The organism is Pseudooceanicola profundus (assembly GCF_054919315.1).
Genome location: NZ_CM142898.1, coordinates 4,217,177 through 4,236,167 on the forward strand (window position 1 = coordinate 4,217,177; position 18,991 = coordinate 4,236,167).

At 67.1% G+C, this 18,991-nt stretch carries 16 protein-coding genes; 5 read left to right on the forward strand and 11 right to left on the reverse strand.

What is annotated here, in order from left to right; translation table 11 throughout:
* Positions 1–134 precede the first annotated feature (134 nt).
* From ACX9MO_RS19265 to ACX9MO_RS19310, 10 genes are all read right to left on the reverse strand, one after another.
* Positions 135–929: a polysaccharide deacetylase family protein gene (locus ACX9MO_RS19265; protein ID WP_462213021.1), complete on the reverse strand. Its 795-nt coding sequence runs from the start codon at positions 927–929 to the stop codon at positions 135–137.
* The gene (locus tag ACX9MO_RS19270) at positions 922–1,800 is read right to left on the reverse strand and encodes a polysaccharide deacetylase family protein (RefSeq protein WP_462213022.1); all 879 of its coding nucleotides are present in this window, start codon (positions 1,798–1,800) and stop codon (positions 922–924) included. Before ACX9MO_RS19270 ends, ACX9MO_RS19265 begins: the two co-directional genes overlap by 8 nt.
* Positions 1,797–3,353 carry an ABC transporter substrate-binding protein gene (locus ACX9MO_RS19275; protein WP_462213023.1) on the reverse strand — a complete coding sequence of 519 codons (1,557 nt, stop codon included), beginning with the start codon at positions 3,351–3,353 and terminating at the stop codon, positions 1,797–1,799. The genes ACX9MO_RS19270 and ACX9MO_RS19275 overlap by 4 nt, the downstream gene beginning before the upstream one ends.
* Positions 3,350–5,035, reverse strand: coding sequence for an ABC transporter ATP-binding protein (locus ACX9MO_RS19280; protein ID WP_462213024.1), 1,686 nt, complete (start codon positions 5,033–5,035; stop codon positions 3,350–3,352). The genes ACX9MO_RS19275 and ACX9MO_RS19280 overlap by 4 nt, the downstream gene beginning before the upstream one ends.
* 5 nt (positions 5,036–5,040) lie before the next feature.
* Positions 5,041–5,865 carry an ABC transporter permease gene (locus ACX9MO_RS19285; RefSeq protein WP_462213025.1) on the reverse strand — a complete coding sequence of 275 codons (825 nt, stop codon included), beginning with the start codon at positions 5,863–5,865 and terminating at the stop codon, positions 5,041–5,043.
* Positions 5,866–5,875: 10 nt separating this feature from the next.
* Positions 5,876–6,820, reverse strand: a complete 945-nt coding sequence (locus ACX9MO_RS19290) for an ABC transporter permease (RefSeq protein ID WP_462213026.1) — start codon at positions 6,818–6,820, stop codon at positions 5,876–5,878.
* A 170-nt stretch (positions 6,821–6,990) separates the two neighbouring features.
* Entirely contained in the window at positions 6,991–8,811 is a 1,821-nt protein-coding gene (locus ACX9MO_RS19295) for a M28 family peptidase (RefSeq protein ID WP_462213027.1), read from the reverse strand.
* Positions 8,812–8,819: 8 nt separating this feature from the next.
* Positions 8,820–9,512, reverse strand: a complete 693-nt coding sequence (locus ACX9MO_RS19300) for an aspartate/glutamate racemase family protein (protein WP_462213028.1) — start codon at positions 9,510–9,512, stop codon at positions 8,820–8,822.
* 275 nt (positions 9,513–9,787) lie between these two features.
* Entirely contained in the window at positions 9,788–10,696 is a 909-nt protein-coding gene (locus ACX9MO_RS19305) for a LysR family transcriptional regulator (RefSeq protein WP_462213029.1), read from the reverse strand.
* A gap of 46 nt (positions 10,697–10,742) precedes the next feature.
* Positions 10,743–12,047: an amidohydrolase gene (locus ACX9MO_RS19310; protein WP_462213030.1), complete on the reverse strand. Its 1,305-nt coding sequence runs from the start codon at positions 12,045–12,047 to the stop codon at positions 10,743–10,745.
* A gap of 321 nt (positions 12,048–12,368) precedes the next feature.
* Between ACX9MO_RS19310 and ACX9MO_RS19315 the strand changes: the two genes are divergently transcribed.
* Genes ACX9MO_RS19315 through ACX9MO_RS19335 form a run of 5 tightly spaced genes read left to right on the forward strand, consistent with a single transcriptional unit; the run spans position 12,369 to position 17,937 of the window.
* Positions 12,369–13,385, forward strand: coding sequence for an extracellular solute-binding protein (locus ACX9MO_RS19315; RefSeq protein ID WP_462213031.1), 1,017 nt, complete (start codon positions 12,369–12,371; stop codon positions 13,383–13,385).
* Positions 13,382–14,464 carry an ABC transporter ATP-binding protein gene (locus ACX9MO_RS19320; RefSeq protein WP_462213032.1) on the forward strand — a complete coding sequence of 361 codons (1,083 nt, stop codon included), beginning with the start codon at positions 13,382–13,384 and terminating at the stop codon, positions 14,462–14,464. The genes ACX9MO_RS19315 and ACX9MO_RS19320 overlap by 4 nt, the downstream gene beginning before the upstream one ends.
* Positions 14,454–15,296 (forward strand): ABC transporter permease, encoded by an 843-nt coding sequence (locus ACX9MO_RS19325; RefSeq protein WP_462213033.1) that lies wholly within the window; start codon positions 14,454–14,456, stop codon positions 15,294–15,296. The genes ACX9MO_RS19320 and ACX9MO_RS19325 overlap by 11 nt, the downstream gene beginning before the upstream one ends.
* The gene (locus tag ACX9MO_RS19330; protein WP_462213034.1) at positions 15,286–16,125 is read left to right on the forward strand and encodes an ABC transporter permease; all 840 of its coding nucleotides are present in this window, start codon (positions 15,286–15,288) and stop codon (positions 16,123–16,125) included. Before ACX9MO_RS19325 ends, ACX9MO_RS19330 begins: the two co-directional genes overlap by 11 nt.
* Positions 16,126–16,137: 12 nt before the next feature.
* Entirely contained in the window at positions 16,138–17,937 is a 1,800-nt protein-coding gene (locus tag ACX9MO_RS19335) for an adenine deaminase (RefSeq protein ID WP_462213035.1), read from the forward strand.
* Positions 17,938–18,015: 78 nt separating this feature from the next.
* Here ACX9MO_RS19335 and ACX9MO_RS19340 read toward each other — a convergent pair whose 3' ends face one another.
* Positions 18,016–18,735: a phosphoribosyltransferase gene (locus ACX9MO_RS19340; protein ID WP_462213036.1), complete on the reverse strand. Its 720-nt coding sequence runs from the start codon at positions 18,733–18,735 to the stop codon at positions 18,016–18,018.
* Between the last annotated feature and the right edge of the window lie 256 nt (positions 18,736–18,991).

Genomic DNA, 18,991 nt, shown 5'->3' on the forward strand with positions numbered 1-18,991 from the left:
CAGGCGCCGGTGTCCATCGGTTCGGGCCGCTGGGACGCCAGAGGCGAAAGAAAAAGGACACGCAGCCGAAACCGCGTGCCCAGTGGGATATCCGGCCCAATGACACCGGACATCGGGGAGTGGTTCAGCCGCGCTCAGGCGCGGCAGAAGAGCGTGCCGTCCTCGATGCAGCCGAGCGCCTCGGCACAGGTGACGATGCGCACATCCGGCAGGGCACGGATCTCGTCCAGGAAGTCCTTCAGCACCGCCAGCCGCGAGGCCCGGGCCGAGCCGAAATCCGCCCGTGGCGTCAGGGTGAACTGGACGTAGATGCGCTCCTCGTAGGCCGCCATGAACTCCTCGCGCCACCATTTCATCAGCTTGGAATGGGTGGCCCGGCGGGAGTAGAGCTCCGCGTCGATGAGGATCTCGGTCTGCGGCAGTTCGATCATCCCCGGCGCGCCGTCGGCCTCCAGACGATAGGGGAAATCGTCATCCTGGTTCGAGGCGTCGTAGGCATAGCCGAGGCCGGCAAGCGCGGCCAGGGTCTCGTGCTCCAGAAGTCCCGTCGGCGCACGCCAGCCCCTGGGCGCGGCACCGGTCAGATCGGTGAGGATGCCGTGGGTCTTCGCCAGCAGGTCGGCCTCGCCCGCGGCGTTGGTGTAGTCCTCGTGGGCATAGCCATGGGCCGCGATCTCGTGACCCTCGGCGGCGATGGCCCGGACCAGTTCGGGGTGCTGCTCGGCCTCCCAGCCGGGCACGAAGGTGGTTGTCTTCAGCCCCTCGGAGCGGAAGAAGCCATACATCCGCTCCGCCCCGATCGAGGCCATGTAGCGACCGTGGGCCTTGCCGCCGAAATGCTTCGCCGGGTTGTCGCCATGCAGGGCGCGGTCCACGCTCATGCCTTGCAGGTTCACCGTGAAGGTGACGAAACAGGTACCCTCAGCCATGGGTGCCTCCGATGTTCTCCTGCTCCCAGTCGCGGGCAAAGGCGTCGCGGCGCGCGATGCACCAGTCGGCCAGTTCCTCCAGCGTGACGAAGGTCACGTCGCCGCTGTCCTGCATGTGTTTCACGAGGTCGCGGATGATCCCCACCCGCGCCGGAGAGCCCGAGCCGTAGCCGACACGCGGGTGCACCGTGAGGTCGAAGAAGCCGTTCTCCGCGCGGATCGCCTCCCACTCCTCCTTCCAGTGCGCCAGCACCTCGGAGGGCGGCGTGTAGCTGACCCGGTAGAACGGGTAGTCATCCAGCGAGGAGACATTGTTCGGCAGGGTGATCAGCTTGTTCTCGCGGTCCGCCGGGCCATGGGCCGTGAAGGGCAGATCGTAGTCCTTCTCGGAGCTGTCGTAGACATATCCGAGATCGATCAGCGTGCGCATCGTGACCTCGGTCTTCGACCCGCCCGGAGAGCGCCAGCCGCGCGGCGGCTTGCCCATCAGCGGGGTCAGGATGTCGTGGCTCTTCTTCAGCAGCGCTGGCTCCTGTTCGCCCGGGTCCCAGCCCTCGTGGACATAGCCATGGGCCGCGATCTCGTGCCCGCGCGCGATGATCTCGCGCACGAGGTCGGGATGCTGCTCGGCGTCGTAGCCGGGCACGAAGTAGGTCGCCTTGATCCCCAGCTCATCGCAGAGATCAAGGTAGCGCGGCACCCCGCATTTCGCGGAGTAGCGCCCGTGGGAGTTCTTCCCGAGCGGCGTTTCCTTGCGGCCCACCTCGCGGCAGTCACCGTCGAAATCGACGGTGAGCACCGCGACGCAGCGTTTGCCGCCGGGCCACTCATGGGTGCGGGTGGTGATCCCGCTGTCCAGACGTCCGCTCATTCTGCCACCGTCACGCCCCAGAAGCGCGGCTTGCGGCCGACCCAGGTGGAGAAGCCCTCGACCTTGTCGGAATAGGCATCCGTGGCCTGGGCCGAGGACCAGATCAGCATCGGCGCGTCTTCGGCGAACTGGGCCTGGATCTCGTCATAGACCGGCTGGCGGTCCGCCACGGGGGTGGCAAGCAGCTTGCCCACCAGCTCGCGGCCCTTGTCCGTGTCCCAGATCTTGGAGGCAGTTGCCTCCTTCGAGCCGGTCACCCGGTCGAGGATCAGCGCCGGGTCCAGCGTGGGCGCGTAGTTCCATGTCATCATCTGGTAGTCGCCGCTGTAGTACTTCGGCAGCTGGGTAGCGAAGTCCATCACCTCGATCTTGGCGTTGAAGCCCGCGGCCTGCAGGAAGGCATGGACCATGACACCGGTCTCGTACATCGAGGCGTAGTTCTTGTTGGTGGTCACGACGATCTCTTCGCCGTCGTAGCCCGCTTCCTTCTTCATCTCCTCGACCTCGGCGGGGTCATAGGCAAAGACATCCGCGAACTCCGGTTTGAAGAAGTCGGAGGACGCCGGGATGATCGAGGAACTGGGCTGCGCATAGCCCTGCGAGATCGCCTGCACCATGCCGCCACGGTCGATGGCATAGCTCACCGCGCGGCGCAGCGCGGCATTGGCCAGCGGGCCGGAGGCGGTCTGGAAGGCCATCGTGTTGATCGAGGGGATCGCGATGGTGTCGACGGTGAAGCCCTCCTTGGCCTCGATCTGCTCGGCGTAGGAGAGGTTGATGGCGGCCCAGAAGTCGGTCTCACCGGCCATCAGCGCGCTGAAGTTCGCCGCCGGATCAGGGATGACCATGAAGGTCAGCTTGTCGACGAGGGCTTCCTTCTTGCCGGCGTAGCCGTCCATCGGCTCGTCCCGGGCGGCGTAGTCCGGGAAGGGCACCAGCACCGTGCGCTGACCGGGGACGATCTCGTCGAACATGAAGGGGCCGGTGCCGATCGGCTTGGACGTCTCGCCATTGGCATAGACGGCGGGGGCCATGATGCCCCCCTCGCCACAGTCGGCGCGGGCCATCTGGGCCAGGAAGGCAGGCGCGGGCTGCGCCAGCGTGAAGGTCACTTCCATGTCGCCGGTGGCCTCGATGGACGCCACCTCGACCGAACCGGAGCCGTTGAAGTACTGGCGGCAGGGCCAGCCGGTCGCCTCGTCGAGCAGGTGGGTCCAGCTGCCCACCACGGCGTCCGCGGTGAGCGGCGTGCCGTCATGGAAGGTCACGCCCCCGCGGATCTGGAACACGTAGGCGGTGCCGTCCTCCGAGACCTCGGGAAGGTCGACGGCCAGCATGGGGGCCACGTCGCCGTTCTCCTTCCAGGTCACCAGCCCCTCGTAGGCGTGCTGCTGCATGGTGAGTGAGGCATCGGCGGTGGACCCGGCCGGGATGGCCGAGCGCAGGTCGCCCGCGATCCCGACGGTCAGGTCCGCCGCAAGCGCGGTGGTGCCCATGAGGCTGACAGATACGGCGCCGGCGAGGACACCGGCCTTGGCCAAGTAATGCGTCATGCGTGTATTCCTTTCGACCCTGTTGGTTCTTGTGCGCCTGCAGTGCGTGCAAGCATTGGCGAGGCGGCGATCAGCTGCCGCGTGTAGTCGTGCTGCGGGTTGGCAAAGACCTCCCGGCAGCTGCCTTCCTCGACGATCTCGCCCTCGTGCATCACCACGATGCGCTGCGCGATCTGCTGCACGGCGGCGAGGTCATGGGAGATGAAGATGCAGGCAAAGCCGAGCTGGGACTGAAGCGTCTCGAAGAGCTCCAGCACCTGTTTCTGGATCGTCATGTCGAGCGCCGAGATCGGCTCGTCCGCGACGATCAGCGCGGGCCGCGAGACCACGGCGCGGGCGATGGCGACGCGCTGACGCTGGCCGCCCGACAGTTCGTGCGGGAAGCGGCGCAGGTGATCGGGCAGACCGACGTCGATGAGCGCCTGCCGTGCTCGGTCCATCCGCTGTGCCTTGGTCAGCGCGGGATCATGGCGCAGCGCCTCGGCCACGATGGCGCCGATCCGCATCCGGGGATTGAGCGAGGAGAAGGGATCCTGAAACACGATCTGGCAGTCGCGGCGGAACGCGCGCAGCGCGCGGTCGCCCTGCCCCGTGATGTCCTGCCCGCGGAACAGCACCCGGCCGCCCTCGGTCTCGGCCAGCCGCAGCATCGCGCGTCCCAGCGTCGTCTTGCCCGAGCCGGAGCCGCCGACGACGGCGACGATCTCGCCCTTCCTCACGGCCAGAGAGACGCCCTTCAGCACCTTCTTGCGCGGCTTGGCCGTCAGCAGCGTCCGGCCCTGCCCGAAGGAGAGCTCCACCTTCTCCGCCTCCAGCACCACCTCGCCGAGGTCCTGCCCGCGCGCGCTCTCCGTCTCCAGCGTGGGCACGCTGTCGAGCAGGCGGCGGGTGTAGTCCTCCTGCGGGGCGGCGAGGATCCGGGCCGTGCTGCCGCGCTCCACCGTCTCGCCCTGCCGCAGCACGACAACATCGTCGGCGTATTTCGCCACCAGCCCGAGGTTGTGGGTGATCAGCAGCACCGAGGTGCCCTGATCCCGGGCCAGTTCGATCATCGTCTCCAGCACCTCCAGCTGGCTGAGCGTGTCGAGCGCCGTGGTCGGCTCGTCCGCGATCAGCAGGCCGGGTTTCAGCAGCATGACCGAGGCCAGCATGATCCGCTGCCGCATCCCGCCCGAGAACTGGTGTGGATAGGCCTCCAGGCAGCCCTCCGGATCGGTGATGCGAATGCGGCGCAGCATGTCGATGGAGCGCTTCCGGATCTCTGCCTCGCCCAGATCCGTGTGCAGGCGCATCCCCTCGGCCATCTGGGTGCCGATCTTCATGGCGGGGTTCAGCGAAACCAGCGGCTCCTGGAACACCATCCCGATGGAGCCGCCGCGCAGGTCGCGCATCCGGCGGTCCGGGGCGGTGACGAGGCTTTCGCCGTTGTAGAGGATCTCGCCCGCCGTGGGGGCGATCACATCGGGCAGCAGCCGCAGGATGGACCGCCCGATCATCGTCTTGCCCGAGCCGCTCTCGCCCACCAGCGCCAGCACCTTGCCGGGCGCCACGTCGAAGCTGACGCCCTTCACCAGCTCCGGCCCGCGGTTCACGGCAATCCGCAGGTCGCGGATGGACAGGCCCGTCTTGGCGGCCCCGGTCGGCCCGGTCGGCCCGGGCGCCCTCTTCTGTCGCGTCGCCATCTGCATCAGTGCGCCATCCTCGGGTCCAGCCAGTCGCGCAGTGCGTCGCCCAGCAGGTTGATCGAAAGCAGGGTCATGGCGATGAAGGCACCGGGAATGACCGAGAGGTAGGTGTGCGTGGCCAGATGCGGCCGCGCGGCAGAGAGCATGTTGCCCCACGTCGCCGCTGGCGGCGGCACGCCGAGCCCGAGGAAGGAGAGCGCGCTTTCCGCGAGGATCACCCAGCCGAACATCGAGGTCGCAAAGACCGCGATCGGCGCGATGGCATTGGGCAGCACATGGCGCAGCATCGTGTAGGTCGCGGAATTGCCGAGCGCGCGGCTGGCCTCGACGAATTCCCGCTGGCGCAGCGACATCACCGTGCCGCGCACGATCCTGACCACCTTGGGCGTGTAGGCCACGCCGAGCGCCAGCACGATGCCCATCTTGGACGGCCCGATCACCGCCACGAGGCCAAGCGCCAGCAGGATGCCCGGGAAGGCCAGCAGCGCGTCGTTCAGCAGCATGACGATCCGGTCCACCCAGCTCCGGAAGAACCCGGTGACGAGGCCGATGGCGGTGCCGACCACGACCGAGAAGGCCACCGTCATGAAGGCCACCGAGATCGAGGTCCAGGCCCCGGTCATGATCCGGCTCAGCACGTCGCGGCCGAATTCGTCGGTGCCGAAGGGATGGCCTGCACCGGGCCCGTTCAGCCGGTGGATCACGTCCATCTGCAGCGGGTTCATCGGGGTCCAGACCAGCGCCAGCAGCGCCATGGACAGCACGATCACACCCAGCACGAGGCCGATGAGGAAGTTCAGTCTGATCTTCATGGGGCTGATCTTCATGGCGTCATCCTCAGTCCAGCGTCACGCGGGGGTCGAAAATCGGGTAGAGCAGGTCCACGATCAGGTTCAGCACCACGTAGCCGACCGCGATCATCAGCAGGCAGCCCTGCACCACCGGGTAGTCCCGCTGGTAGATGCTCTCGACCAGCAGCCGCCCGAGGCCCGGCAGGGTAAAAACCGTCTCGATCACCGCGATGCCCCCCAGCAGGGTGCCCATGACGATACCGATCAGTGTCAGCGTCGGTCCGAAGGCATTGGGCAGCACGTGACGCAGCAGCACCGCGCGGTTCGACAGCCCCTTGGCCTTGGCGTGGGAGATGTATTCCAGCCGCAGCACCTCGATCGCCGAGGAGCGCGCCATGCGGGTCAGCACACCCACCTCGATCACCCCCAGCGTCAGCACCGGCAGGGCGAGGTAGCTGAGCGATTTCAGCGGGTCCTCGGCGAAGGGCACGAAGCCCACCACCGGCGCCCAGCCGAGATCGATGCCGAAGTACATCAGGAACATCAGGCCGAGCCAGAACGACGGGATCGACAGCGCCAGCGTCGCCAGCCCGACGATCAGCAGGTCGACGCCCTTGTCCTGCTTCCAGGCCGCGAGGATGCCGAGAGGAACCGCGATCAGGGCCGCCACGCTGACCGACAGCAGGATGATCGTGGCGCTGAGCCGGAAACGTTCGAACACGAGCGCCAGCACCGGCTCGCGCGTGATGATCGAGGTGCCCAGATCGCCCCGGAACAGGTTCTGCACCCAGATCAGGAATTGCACCGGCAGCGGCTGGTCCAGACCCAGCCGCGCGTTGATCGCCGCGATACTGGCCGCATCCGCGCCCTCGCCCAGCAGGACGGAGGCGGGATCGCCGGGGATCATGCGGACCAGCAGGAAGACCATCAGCGAGACGAGGAAAAGCGTCGGCAGGGCCAGCAGGCTGCGTTTGAGAATGAAGTTCAGCATCGGGGTCCTTCAGGGGCCGTTCTGCATCCGCGCCAGTGGCCCGCACCGGCGCGGTATTTGTTCTTTCACTCAACCATATACAATAAATTCAGATCAAGGCGCGTTTTTTCGGTTTTACGTCGAAAAAACTGCGCAATTGCCCAATCCGGCACCCGTCGCAGGGATCTTGATCACGCCGCGGGCACAGGCCGCGTCCCGAGGAAGGCATCGAGCGTCGCGGTCGCCTCGCGCAGGCCGTCGCAGGCGCGGTTTCGCTGACGCAGCAACTCGGTCCATTGCAGCTTGTAGGCCGCCTCCTCCGGGTCGAGCTTGGCGAGCTTTTCGATCCCGTAGAGCCCGGGCAGCGCGGTCTTCAGCGCGGTCAGCCCATAGGTGTCCTGATCCCAGCGACCACTCACCGTGCTGGCGACCGAGGTCAGCTGACGCGACAGCTTCAGCACGAGGTCGTTGAAGGCGATGCAGGCCTCGGGGCTGCCCTCGTCTGCGATCTCGGCGCCGCGCTGCTTCAACTGGCCGGCCTTCTCGTTCAGCGTGGTGGCGAGGGTGACAAGCCCCCCGATCTCCAGCCCCATGTCGCCGAAAGCGGCAAGTGCCTCGGCCCGGTCCTTCACCTGAGCGGTGAAATCCGCGATCTCGAAGGGCAACGTGGGCCGGTTGATCAGCTCGTAGGTATAGGCCGCATGCATCATGAGGCTGTCCTTTAGCAACGCCGGATCGACCCGTTCCATCGTGTCCAGCGTCGAGTGGTACCACCACCCCAGCGTCGCGCCGCGCCACGCCTTTTGCTGCTCGGGCGAATGCTTATGGCTGGCGTACATCGCGGGCACACCGACGCCGAAGAAGGACATGTCGCCGGTCCGCGCAACGGGCGTCGTCTTGACGTTGTCGATCCCCAGCAGCTCCTTGCAGAGGTCGCGGTGGAACTGCGCCACCTGGTAGGAGGCGGTGGCCTGAAAGTGGGTCGCATCCTGCATCGCCACGCTGTCGACGTTCAGGTAGAGGATGCCCCCGCGGTCCAGCTTGTCCCAGAACTTGTCCACGAACCAGCTGGAGCCCTCCATGATGCCGCTCTCATGGGCGGCCCAGAAGGCGAAGAGCACCGAGCGTTTCAGCTTGCCCTTGTGCTGCGCCAGAACGCGGGCGATCTCGATCACCTCGGAATTCCCGGCGGCATTGTCCGAGGCCGCGGGCCCCCAGGCGTCGTAATGGCCGCCGACGATGACGAATTTCTCGGGCTCCTCCGACCCTTCCAGCCAGGCCATCGGCTGGATGATCTTGCCCCAGCGGTTCTCGACCTCGGAATGCAGCCGGATCGTGACCGGCCCCTTGCGGCAGGCCTCGGCCAGCCAGAGCCCGTCCTGCAACCGGATGCCCACGGCAGGGATTTGCGGCAGGTCGGCGAAGTTCTTCTGGGTCGGGTTGCCCCACATCGGCTTGCAGGTGCCCATCGGCAGCGTCTCGTGCTCGGGCAGGCCCCAGTTCATCATGATCTGGCCGATGGAGCCGAGCTCGGTGGCGATCCGCACCTTCTCGGGGCGCGGCGGCGCGTAGGAGAGCTCCGACAGCGTGATCTTGCCCGCCGCCTCCACGCCCTCGTAATCGTCGTAGCCGCCCGGGCCGACATGGACCAGCTCGGCCTCCAGCCCTTCGGGCGGGGTCTGGACCGACTGGGCAAAGGTGTTGGCCTCGATGGTGCGCAGCACCGCGCCCTGCGCGTCCAGCACCTCGATCCGGGCCTTGCCGGGGAAGCTGACGTAGCCGTCGAGTTCATGCAGCTCCATCGGGATGCCGACCTCGTCGAACTGGCTCTTTATATAGGCTGCCGCCTTGCGCTCCATCTCGGTGCCCGAGAGGCGGTGCGGGCATTCCTCGGCGAAGTAGCGTGCGTCGCGCAGCACCCGCTCGGTGGAGAGGGCCGCGAGGATCTCATCGCGAAGCGGATCGGCGGAAGACGTCGTGGAAGGATCGGCGGACGGCGCGGCGGACGACATGGGCAACCTCAGGTCTCTTTCGGAAAGGGATAGGCACTGCGCCCGTGGGTGAGCCCCATGGCAACCATGGTCTCGGCCATGTGCAGCGCGGCGGTGGCAGGGTCGATCACGGGGACCGGCGCCGCCAGCGTCTCGGAAAGGCCGTAGAGCGCCATGCAGGCGAGGACGACGGCATCGGCCCTGTCCTCCTCCACGCATTTGGCGATCTCGGCGCGGATCAGGGTGCGGGTCGCGTCGAGGTCGGCGCGCAGTTCCAGCACGGGCTTGCGCAGGATGCGGGCCGAGGCGAGCTGCCCCTCCAGCCCCATGGCGCGGACCCGGGCGCGCACCACGCGCGGATCGGTATTGGGCGAGACGACGGAGAAGCTGTAGCCCAGCAGGTTAGCCAGGGCGCAGGCGGATTGCATCGGGCCGACCACGGGCACGTCGACCCGCTCGCGCCCCGCGATCACGCCCGGATCGCCCGCGCACCACGGGATGAACGCGTCATAGCCCTGCCCCTGCAACCGCAGCATGTGGCGCACGATCTGGGTGCTGGCCTCCTCGCTTTCGAAGACGGATTCCATCGAGGCGGGGCCCTCGGTATTGCAGAGCACCTCGACCTGCGTGCCGGGTCGGGCGCGGGCCATGAGGAAGGCGCGACGCGCCTCCAGCGCCGCCTGCGTCATGCCCACGTTGGCGATGATGACCCCGATCTTCATGCAATCCCTTCCCTGCCCTGCGTCCCGCAAAGCCGTCGCGTCGCCCTGCCCCGGCGAGGCAGAATCGCGACGGGTGACCCTGCGTCGCTATGCGCTGTATGATTGCACCTCAATTCCACAATATACAATAAAATGCGGCTATGACCTCAGACTTTTGTCCTGAAGATCAATTCTGCACAAAAGCCATGCAAGACGGACGCCCCTGTCCAGACGCCTCCCAGACGTCTCCCAGAGACCGGGGTGCAGCCTTTCCGCCAGTCAGGCAGCGTTGGGGATCAGAGCGTCTGGCTGTAGGCAAGTTGCCGCGCCAGCCTGTTCATGTTGGACACGAAACGCTTCTGCAGGCGGCGGTCGCGCTTGTAGATCAGCGTATAACGCCGCGCGACCTCGGGCTCGACAAGCGGGCGGCACACCAGTTCCGGCGGCAGCATCTTCAGCGTGGCGATGCGGGGCACGATGGCAAAAGCCTGCCCGGCCAGCACATGCCCCATCAGGGTCTGGTGGTAGTTCGCGGTGCAGCTTGGCGCGAAGCGCAGCCCATGGGCCAGCATCGTGCGCTCCACGCTGCGGAAGGTCTCGGAGGTGGGCTCGTAGAGCGCATAGGGCTGGCCTTCCAGCTCGGCCCAGGTGACCGTGTCCCGCTCGGCCCAGGGGTGGCTTGCGGGGATCACCAGCGACAGCGGGTCCGAGAAGAGCGCGATCTGGCCGAAGACCTCGGGGTCATAGAGCCCGGCCCCGATGCCCGCATCGGCGCGTTCCTCGCGCACGAGCGTCTCCATCGCGTCACTCTCGACGTCGATCAGCTCCATCCGCAGGGCCGGCTCGCTGCGGTCCAGCCGGGCGAGCGCCTGCGGCAGCACCGAGGCCGAGATCGACGGCACCGCCGCCAGCCGCAACACCTGCCGCTTGGAGGCCACCACGTCGCGGATGTCGTCCTCGATCCGCGCGGCATTGACCAGCGCCACCTCCACCACCGGCAGCAACTCCCTCCCCTTGGGCGTCAGGGTCACCGCGCGGGTCGAGCGGTTGAAAAGCTTCACCCCCAGCTCGTCCTCGAACTCCCGGATCGCGACCGAGAGACCGGGCTGGGAGACGCCGCAGGTCTCTGCGGCCCGGGTGAAACTGCCGCTCTCCGCGAGCGCCTGAAAGAAGACCAGATGACGGATATTGAGAAACGCGGTCATGGACGGCCCCTCGACACTGCGCCGGACCGCCCGGAGAGGCGGGCGGTCAGGTGCGCTTCAGCAGATGTTGCGCCACATTGTGAAACAGGCTGATCCCCTGCTCCAAGGCGGTTTCGTCGAAATCGAAGGTCTTGGCATGGTGGATTGCGTCGATGTCGCTGCCGATGAGGCAATAGCAGGCCTTCCCGCCCCGGTCGCGCACCCGTTTGATCATGAAAGAGGCATCGTCGCCCCCGCCGATGGGCCAGGAGGGCACGACCTCTTCGATCCCGGCCACCTTTGCCGCTGCGATGCCGATGATCTCGGCCGCCTCGGGGCTGTTCTCGTTGCCCAGCATCTCGGGGCCGGTGTTGATGTCGACCTCGCAGCCATGCATCACGGCGGCGCCCTGGATCACCTCCAGCGCCCGGCGGTGCATGTATTCTCGGGCCTCCTGCGTCGCGCCGCGCACGTCGCATTCCAGCAGGCAGCTCTCGGCCACGATGTTGCGCGCGGCGCCCGAGACCATCTTGCCCACGTTGATGAAGGTCGCCTCTTCGCCATGCCGTGCGATCGCATGCATCCCGAGGGCGGCCGTCGCCCCCGCCAGCAGCGCGTTCGCGCCGTTCTGCGGGCCCATGGCCGCATGTGCGGCCTTGCCGGTGTAGGTCACGTCGAAGCGGATCGAGGAGAAGAAATCGGAGGCCTCCATGGCGATCTTGCCCGAGGGCAGCAGGCAGCCGAGATGCCCGACGAAGAGGTAGTCGAGGTCGTCGACCACCCCTGCCGCGATCATCGGCTTGGCCCCGCGGCCACCCTCCTCGCCGGGCTGGAAGATCAGCTTCACCGTGCCCTGCCAGTCCGGATCGGCCATCAGACGCTGCGCCAGAACGACCCCGATCGCGGTGTGCCCGTCATGGCCGCAGGCGTGCATTTCCCCTTTGAAGACAGAGTTGTAGCCACGCACGAAGGGGCGGTGGCTGTCGTCCTCCACCTCGGTCACGGGCAGCGCGTCGATGTCGAAGCGGAAGCCCACCGTCGGCCCCTCGCCCCGGGTCAGGGTCGCCACGACGCCGGTCAGCCCGCCCTCCATCTTCGCCACCCACTCCGGGTTCGCCCCGTGGGCGAGCGCACGCTCCCGGCCCTTGGCGATGCTGTCGGGCTTGGGCGGCCAGATGATCGCGGCCGGATCCATCACGTCGCGCCCGGTCTGCACCGCGTAACCGAGGTCGTCGAGGTATTCCGCCACCAGCGACGCGGTGCGGAACTCGTGGAAGGCGATCTCGGGGTGGCGGTGCAGGTCCTCGCGGATGGTCTCGACCGGGCTGTTGGAGCCGGCGAAGAAACTGGCGAAGGTGGCGGGTCGAGTCATCGAGGGTCCTTCCGGAGGCAGGGTGGATTGTGCAGAAAGCGCCCAAAAAACGATCATGACACTTGGCTCTGCGTGCGTAAAAAGCGCTAGCGCCCCGGCGCCTTCAGGTCAATATCCCTGCCGCAATCGCGGGATGCATGATTTTTCCACGTCAAATCAATGCCATGCACCGCGACACCTCTCCGCCGTATATGATTTCGGCATGGGGGCATAAGGACGAAGTATTTCTCTCGTGCCCAAATCGATTGCTAGCGTCGCCCCACAGACGCGATCCGGCGCAGACCGGCGCGCAGCTTCTTCTCACCAACCGGGACACTTTCCATGTCGAACACATTCCTCGCCACGACCGCCGGCCTCGCGCTGACGGCGCTCGGCTCCGTTGCCTCCGCCCAGGACCTGACCATCTCGATCTATGGCGGCGGCTATGCCGAGGACCTGAAGAAGACCATCATCGAGCCCTTCGAAGAGAAATACGGCGTCACCGTCGCGATGGAATCCGGCTCCTCCTCGGACCGGATGGCCAAGATGATCGCCACAAAGGGCCGCGGCACCGACCTGATGTACATCGTCGACTACCAGATGGCCGACCTGAAGCAGCGCGGCATCCTGCAGCCGGTGGAGCCAGGCTCGATCACCGCGATGGACGATCTGGAGGACTGGGCCAAGGATCCGCTCGGCGACGGCATGTGCCCGGCCTTCACGGTGAACGCCGTGGGCCTCTCCTACTCCACCGCGCTTGAAACGCCGCCGACCTCCTGGGCCGACCTGATGAAGCCCGTGGACGGGCTGAAGACCGGCTTCCCCGACATGTCGATCTCCTACGGTCCCTTCGTCATGTCCGAGGTCGCGGGCCTGAACGGCGGCGGCATCGAGGACCTCGATCCCGGCATCGCGGCGGTGAAGGACATCCTGCCCTCGCTGCAGATCTACACCCGTGGCTCTCAGGCGCTGGAAGCGATCCACCAGGGCGAGATGTCCATGGCGCCGAACCTGAACATCTTCGTCTCCAAGGACGCCGACGCGCCCTCGGCCTTCGTCTACCCCGAGGAAGGCGCCATCGGTCTGCTGAACCTCGTCTGCGTGGTCAAGGGCTCGGCCAACGCGGAACTGGCGCAGAAGCTGATCGACTTCCACCTCTCGCACGACATCCAGCAGGAACTGCTGAACCTCTACGGCGAGGCGACGGTGCGCACCGACGTGGAGACGCCCACCGATGCCAACCCCACCGTGATCCCGCCCGAGCAATACGGCAAGCTGCACTTCCTCGACGCGAACAAGGTCTACGAGGCGCGCCCGGCGCTGATGGACAAGTGGCAAGAGGACGTCATCGCGCAATGACTTCGGACCTGACGACCGACGGCGGCAGCAGCGATGCTGCCGCCGTCGCCCTGCAAGACATCGGCAAGTCCTTCGGCGAGACGGAAGTCCTCAAGAAGGTGAGCTTTCAGGCCCGCAAGGGGGAGTTCCTGACGCTTCTCGGCCCCTCGGGCTGTGGCAAGACCACCTCGCTGCGGATCATCGCGGGGTTCGAGGAGGCCACCAGCGGCGACGTTATGTTCGGCCAGACCTCGGTCAACGACCTGCCGCCGTGGCGGCGGGACATCGGGCTGGTGTTCCAGAACTACGCGCTATTCCCCTACATGACCGCGGCCGAGAACGTGGCCTTCGGCCTCAAGATGCGCCGCGTGCCCAAGGCCGAGACCGCGACGCGGGTCAAGGCGGCCCTCGCGCAGGTCGGGCTGGCGGGTTACGAGACCCGCCATCCGCGCCACCTCTCCGGCGGGCAGCGGCAGCGCGTGGCCCTCGCCCGCGCCCTCGTGATCGAGCCGAAGCTGCTGCTGCTGGATGAACCGCTCTCCAACCTCGACGCCAAGCTGCGCGGCGAGATGCGTTACGAGCTGAAGAACCTGCAACGCGCCACCGGCGTCACCACGATCTTCGTGACCCACGATCAGGAGGAGGCGTTTTCGCTCTCCGACCGGATCGTCCTGATGCGCAGCGGCGAGATCGTCCAGTACTGCGCCCCGGATGAGCTGTGGTCGCGGCCCGCCACCGCCTTTGCCGCCGATTTCATCGGGGTCGAGAACCTGATCCCCGCCCATGTGACCGCACCCGGTCAGCTGACCTGCGCCGGGGGCCTTGCGGTGACGCCCACGACGGTGGGCTTTGCGCCGGGCGCCGAGGTGATCCTCGGCCTGCGGGCCTCCGACGTGACGATCCAGCCCAGGGGCGGCACCGGCCTGCCCGCGACGATCCTCGACGGGGAATACCGCGGGCGCGAGCGGCTCTACCGGCTCAGCGTGCCGGGGCTGGAGCGACCCGTGCTGGCCTCCGCCCCCTCCGACATCGCCTTTGACGGCGAGGTGACGCTCTGCCTGCCGCCGGAACGGATGATGGTGCTGCACGATGACCGGTAAGCGCGACATCCCGTGGCTGCTGGCCAGCCCCGGCATCCTGCTGGTGACGCTGGTGGCGCTGCTGCCCGCCGCGATCCTGATCGTGAAGGCGTTTCAGGACGTGGACACCGGCGCCCTGACGCTGGAGAACTTCCAGGCGATCTTCGACAGCAAGATCTTCGGCCAGGCCTTCTGGCGGACCCTGCGGATCGCCTTCTTCGTCACCCTCGTCTCGGTCATCGGGGGCTACCCGCTGGCGCTGCTGATCGCCCGGGCCAACCCGCTCTATTCGCTGGTGATCTTCGTCATCGTGCTGTTCCCGCTCATGGTCTCGGTCGTGGTGCGGACCTTCGGATGGGTCGTCATCCTCGGCCCGGCGGGCATCGTGAACGAGGCGCTCATGGGGATCGGGCTGATCTCGGAGCCGCTGACCATGACCCAGAACGAATTCGGCATCGTGGTGGGCGAAACGCACCTGCTGATGCCCTACATGGTCCTCGCCCTGCTCTCGGTCCTGCGCAGGCTGGAGCCGCAGCTGGAAGAGGCCGCGCTCTCCCTCGGCGCGAACCCCTTGGTGGCCTTTTTCCGGGTGATCCTGCCAATGACCGTGCCGGGGCTGCTGTCGGGCGTGCTGCTGGTCTTCTCGCTGGCGATCACGGCCTTTGCCACGCCCCTCGTCATGGGCGGCGCGCGCACGCCGCTGCTCTCGACGCTGGTCTACCGCTATGCGCTGACCTCCTATGACTGGGCCTCCGCCGCCGCCGTGGCCTTCGTGCTGGCGGTGATCGCCGTGGCCTTCGTCGCCGTGCAGAAGACCGTCGCCCGGATGTGGATGAGCCGCCATGAATTCTGATCGCTTCCTCCTGCCCGCCCCCGTCGAGGCCCTGCTGTGGAAGCTGGGCCGCCTGCTCTTCCACGTCGTGGGCCTTGCGTGGCAGCTCTTCATGGTGGCGCCGCTGATCATCGTGGTGGTGGTCTCCTTCACCTCGGCCAGCTACCTGATGTTCCCGCCGCCGGGCTATTCCCTCGACTGGTATCGCGAGGTGCTGTCGCTCAGCTGGATCCGCAGCGCGGTGACCTCCTCGCTGATCATCGCCACCTGCGCCACGCTGATCGCCGTTGTGATCGGCGTGCTGGCGTCGCGCGTGCTGGCGAAGCGCCCGTTCCGGGGACGCGGTCTGGTGGAATACCTCGTGCTCTCGCCGCTCTTCCTGCCCGGCGTGGTGATCGGCTTTGCCATCTTCAACGTGCTGGTGATGATCCAGGTGGACCGGGTGGCGATGCCACAGATGATCATCGCCCATGTGATGATCACCCTGCCCTTCGTGATCCGCTCGGTCTGGGCCTCCATGGCGGGGGCCGACATCTCGCTGGAGGAGGCCGCGCAGTCGCTCGGCGCGACGCCGGCGCAGACCTTCTGGCACGTAGTTCTGAAATCGGCCCGGCCCGGTATCCTTGCGGGTGCGATCCTCGCCTTCACCTTCTCCTTCAACGATGTGACGATCTCGATCTTCCTGACCTCCTCGCGGGTCACCACCCTGCCGGTGCAGCTCGTCTCCCACATCGAATACAACCCGGACCCGAGCCCGGCTGCGATCTCGACCCTGATGATCGCGATCACGCTGGCGCTCTTCGTCTTCCTCGCGCGGATCGGGGGGCTGAATGCCTTCCTCGAACGCTGATCGGAGCCTGAAATGACGTTGAAATCCCCCATCTTCGCCCGCACGCCCGTGGACCGCGCCGCCCTTGTGGAGGCCGCCCGGGGCCTGCGGGACCTCGACCTTGCGGTCACCAACGTGCAGCTGGTCAACGTGCTGACCTGCGAGGTCTACCCGGCTGATATCGGCGTCTACGATGGGCGCATCGCCGTGGTGGGCCCGGCGGGCGCCTATGACCTGACGGCGAAGGAGACCATCGACGGCACCGGCAAATGGGCCTGCCCCGGCTTCTTCGACAGCCACCTGCACATCGAAAGCACCATGGTCACGCCCGCCGGTTACGCCGCCGGTGTGCTGCCGCTTGGCACCACCTCCGCCGTGGTGGACCCGCACGAGATCGGCAACGTCATGGGCAAGGAGGGCGTCCGCCTGATGATCGAGGGCAGCGAGGACCTGCCGCTGCGGGTCTATTTCGCGATCCCCTCCTGCGTGCCCTCCGTCGAGGGCAAGGAGACGGCGGGCGCCTTCTTCGGCCCCGAGGAAGTGGCCGAGATGATGAGCTGGGACCGCGTGGTCACGCTGGCCGAGGTGATGGACTTCATCGGCGTGATCCGCAACGATCCCCGGATGCGCGGCATCGTCGATGCGGGGATCGAGGCCGGTGTCGCCATTCAGGGCCATGCGCCCAAGCTGATGGGCCGCGACCTCTGCGCCTATATCGCCGCCGGGATCGACAACGACCACGAAAGCCGTCTGGGCCCGGAGGTGCTGGAGAAGCTGCGCCTCGGCCTCCTGCCGCTGATCAAGCTCGGCTCCCCCGGCAACCACCTGCCCCGGCTGATGCCCGACCTGCTGAAGGCGGCCTACGTCGACGTGGCGCTCTGCACCGATGACGTGGAGCCCTCGGACCTGCGCACCAATGGCCACATGGACCGCGTCGTGCGCGGTGTCATGGAGTACGGCGTGCCGGTGGAGCGCGCGATCCGCTGGGCCTGCTACATCGGCCCGCAGCACTATGGCCTGCGCGACTACGGCGCCATTGCTCCGGGGTTCATCGCGGATTTCCTGCTGCTGGACGATCTGCAGACCGTTTCGGTCAACGATGTCTTCGTGGGCGGCAAGCAGGTGGTCGCGGACAAGGAGATATGCGTCGAGATCACCGATCCGCTGGCGGGCCGCGAGTTGGCCAACACCGTGCTGATCCCCGAGATCACGGCGGAGAGCTTTGCCATCCAGTCGCCCTCCAACAGCCCGACCGTCACGATGCACGGGCTGCACCTGCTGCCCACGCGGATGACGGACCTCGCGACCTTCGAGGCGGGGGTGACCGATGGCAGGATCACGCCCGAGAGCCTGCCCGAAGGCTATGTCATGTCCTCCGTCGTGCCGCGCCACGGCCAGAACACGCCCCCCGTCTGCACGCCCCTGACCGGCCTCGGCCTGACTTCCGGCGCGCTCGCCCACACGGTGGCGCACGATTGCCACAACGTGCTGGTCGCCGGGACCAATGCGCCCGACATGGCGCAGGCGGTGAACCATCTGAAGGAGATCGGCGGCGGTTTCGTCCTCGTCGACGGGGGCGAGGTGATCTGCGAACTGCCGCTGCCCTTCGCCGGGCTGATGTCCTTCGAGAGTTGCGACGCGCTGACCGCGCAGTTGAGCGTCTTCAACGAGGAACTGGGCAAGCGCGGCATCGTGCCGGGCAACGTGCGCCAGATCTTTGCCCTGACCGGGCTGGCGCTTGCGGTGATCCCGGAATACCGCCCGACCGACCTGCACCCGATCCTGAACGTCACCACACAGGACCCGGTGCCGCTCTTCCCGGAACACGCCTGATCCAACGCGCCTGATCCGACGCGGCGGGCCGCCCTTGAGGGCGGCCCGTGTTACATACCGGCGCGTCGTGTCGCGGGCTCAGCCCGCCATCGGCTGCCAGCGGGGCGCTGCATCGGTGGTGCCCGGCACGAGGTCGAAAAGCGGCGTCTTCAGCGGTGCGACCACCGGCACATCGGGGAAGTCGGAGACCGCGATGGCCTCCTTCCAGCGGTCGCTCTGCAGCATGGCAAAGCCGAGCGCCACGGGCGCGACGCCCGCCTTCTTTAGCAGCCGCAGCACGGCGACCATGGTCTTGCCGGAGCTTGCCACATCATCCACCAGCGCCACCCGCTTGCCGGCCAGCACCGGCAGCATCCGGGGATCGAGGTAGATCGTCTTGGTCTGGTCCGGGCTGGTGATCGAGGACATCGGCTCGGACAGCGCGGGGTCATACCAGAACTTGCGGCTGGTGGAGAGCGGCACCATCCGCGCATGCTCCAGCCGGCGCGCGGTGCCATTGGCCAGCGGCAGGCCCAGCGTCGGCACGCCGATCACCACCTCGGGCTCATGGGGCGCCAGCTGCTGTGCCAGCAGATCGCAAAGCGCGTCCTCCACCTCGAACCCCGCCTGGTTCAGGATCAGCGAGGAAACCGCACGCGGCGTCTCGCCCGGAAGGCGGCGCAGCGGCAGGACGATCTGGCGGCCATCGGCCAGCGTCGCGGGGAAGCAGGTCTCGAAGCCCGTGTCAGGCGTCTCGAAGGTGCCCGCGGGGAAGACGTGCTGCCACATGGCCTCGGGGGCGAAATCGGAAAGCTTCATCGCATCTCTCTTCTGCGGCGGGGGTGAAGGTGGCATGACATGGGGCGGCGGCGGGCTCAAGCCTGCGGGTCAACGGAACGGTGCAACGCAGCGGCCTTCGTCCCGCCACGGGCATCGTCTTGCAGACCGTCCCCCCAAACGCTGAGGGCAGCGCCGTCCCGCGGGGTGGCGCATAAGCGCCGCCCCAGGGGGGCGGGTCGGCGCTGCCCGGCCTCTAGGCCGGGCGGGTGGTGGATGGAGAATTTTGCACTGCATG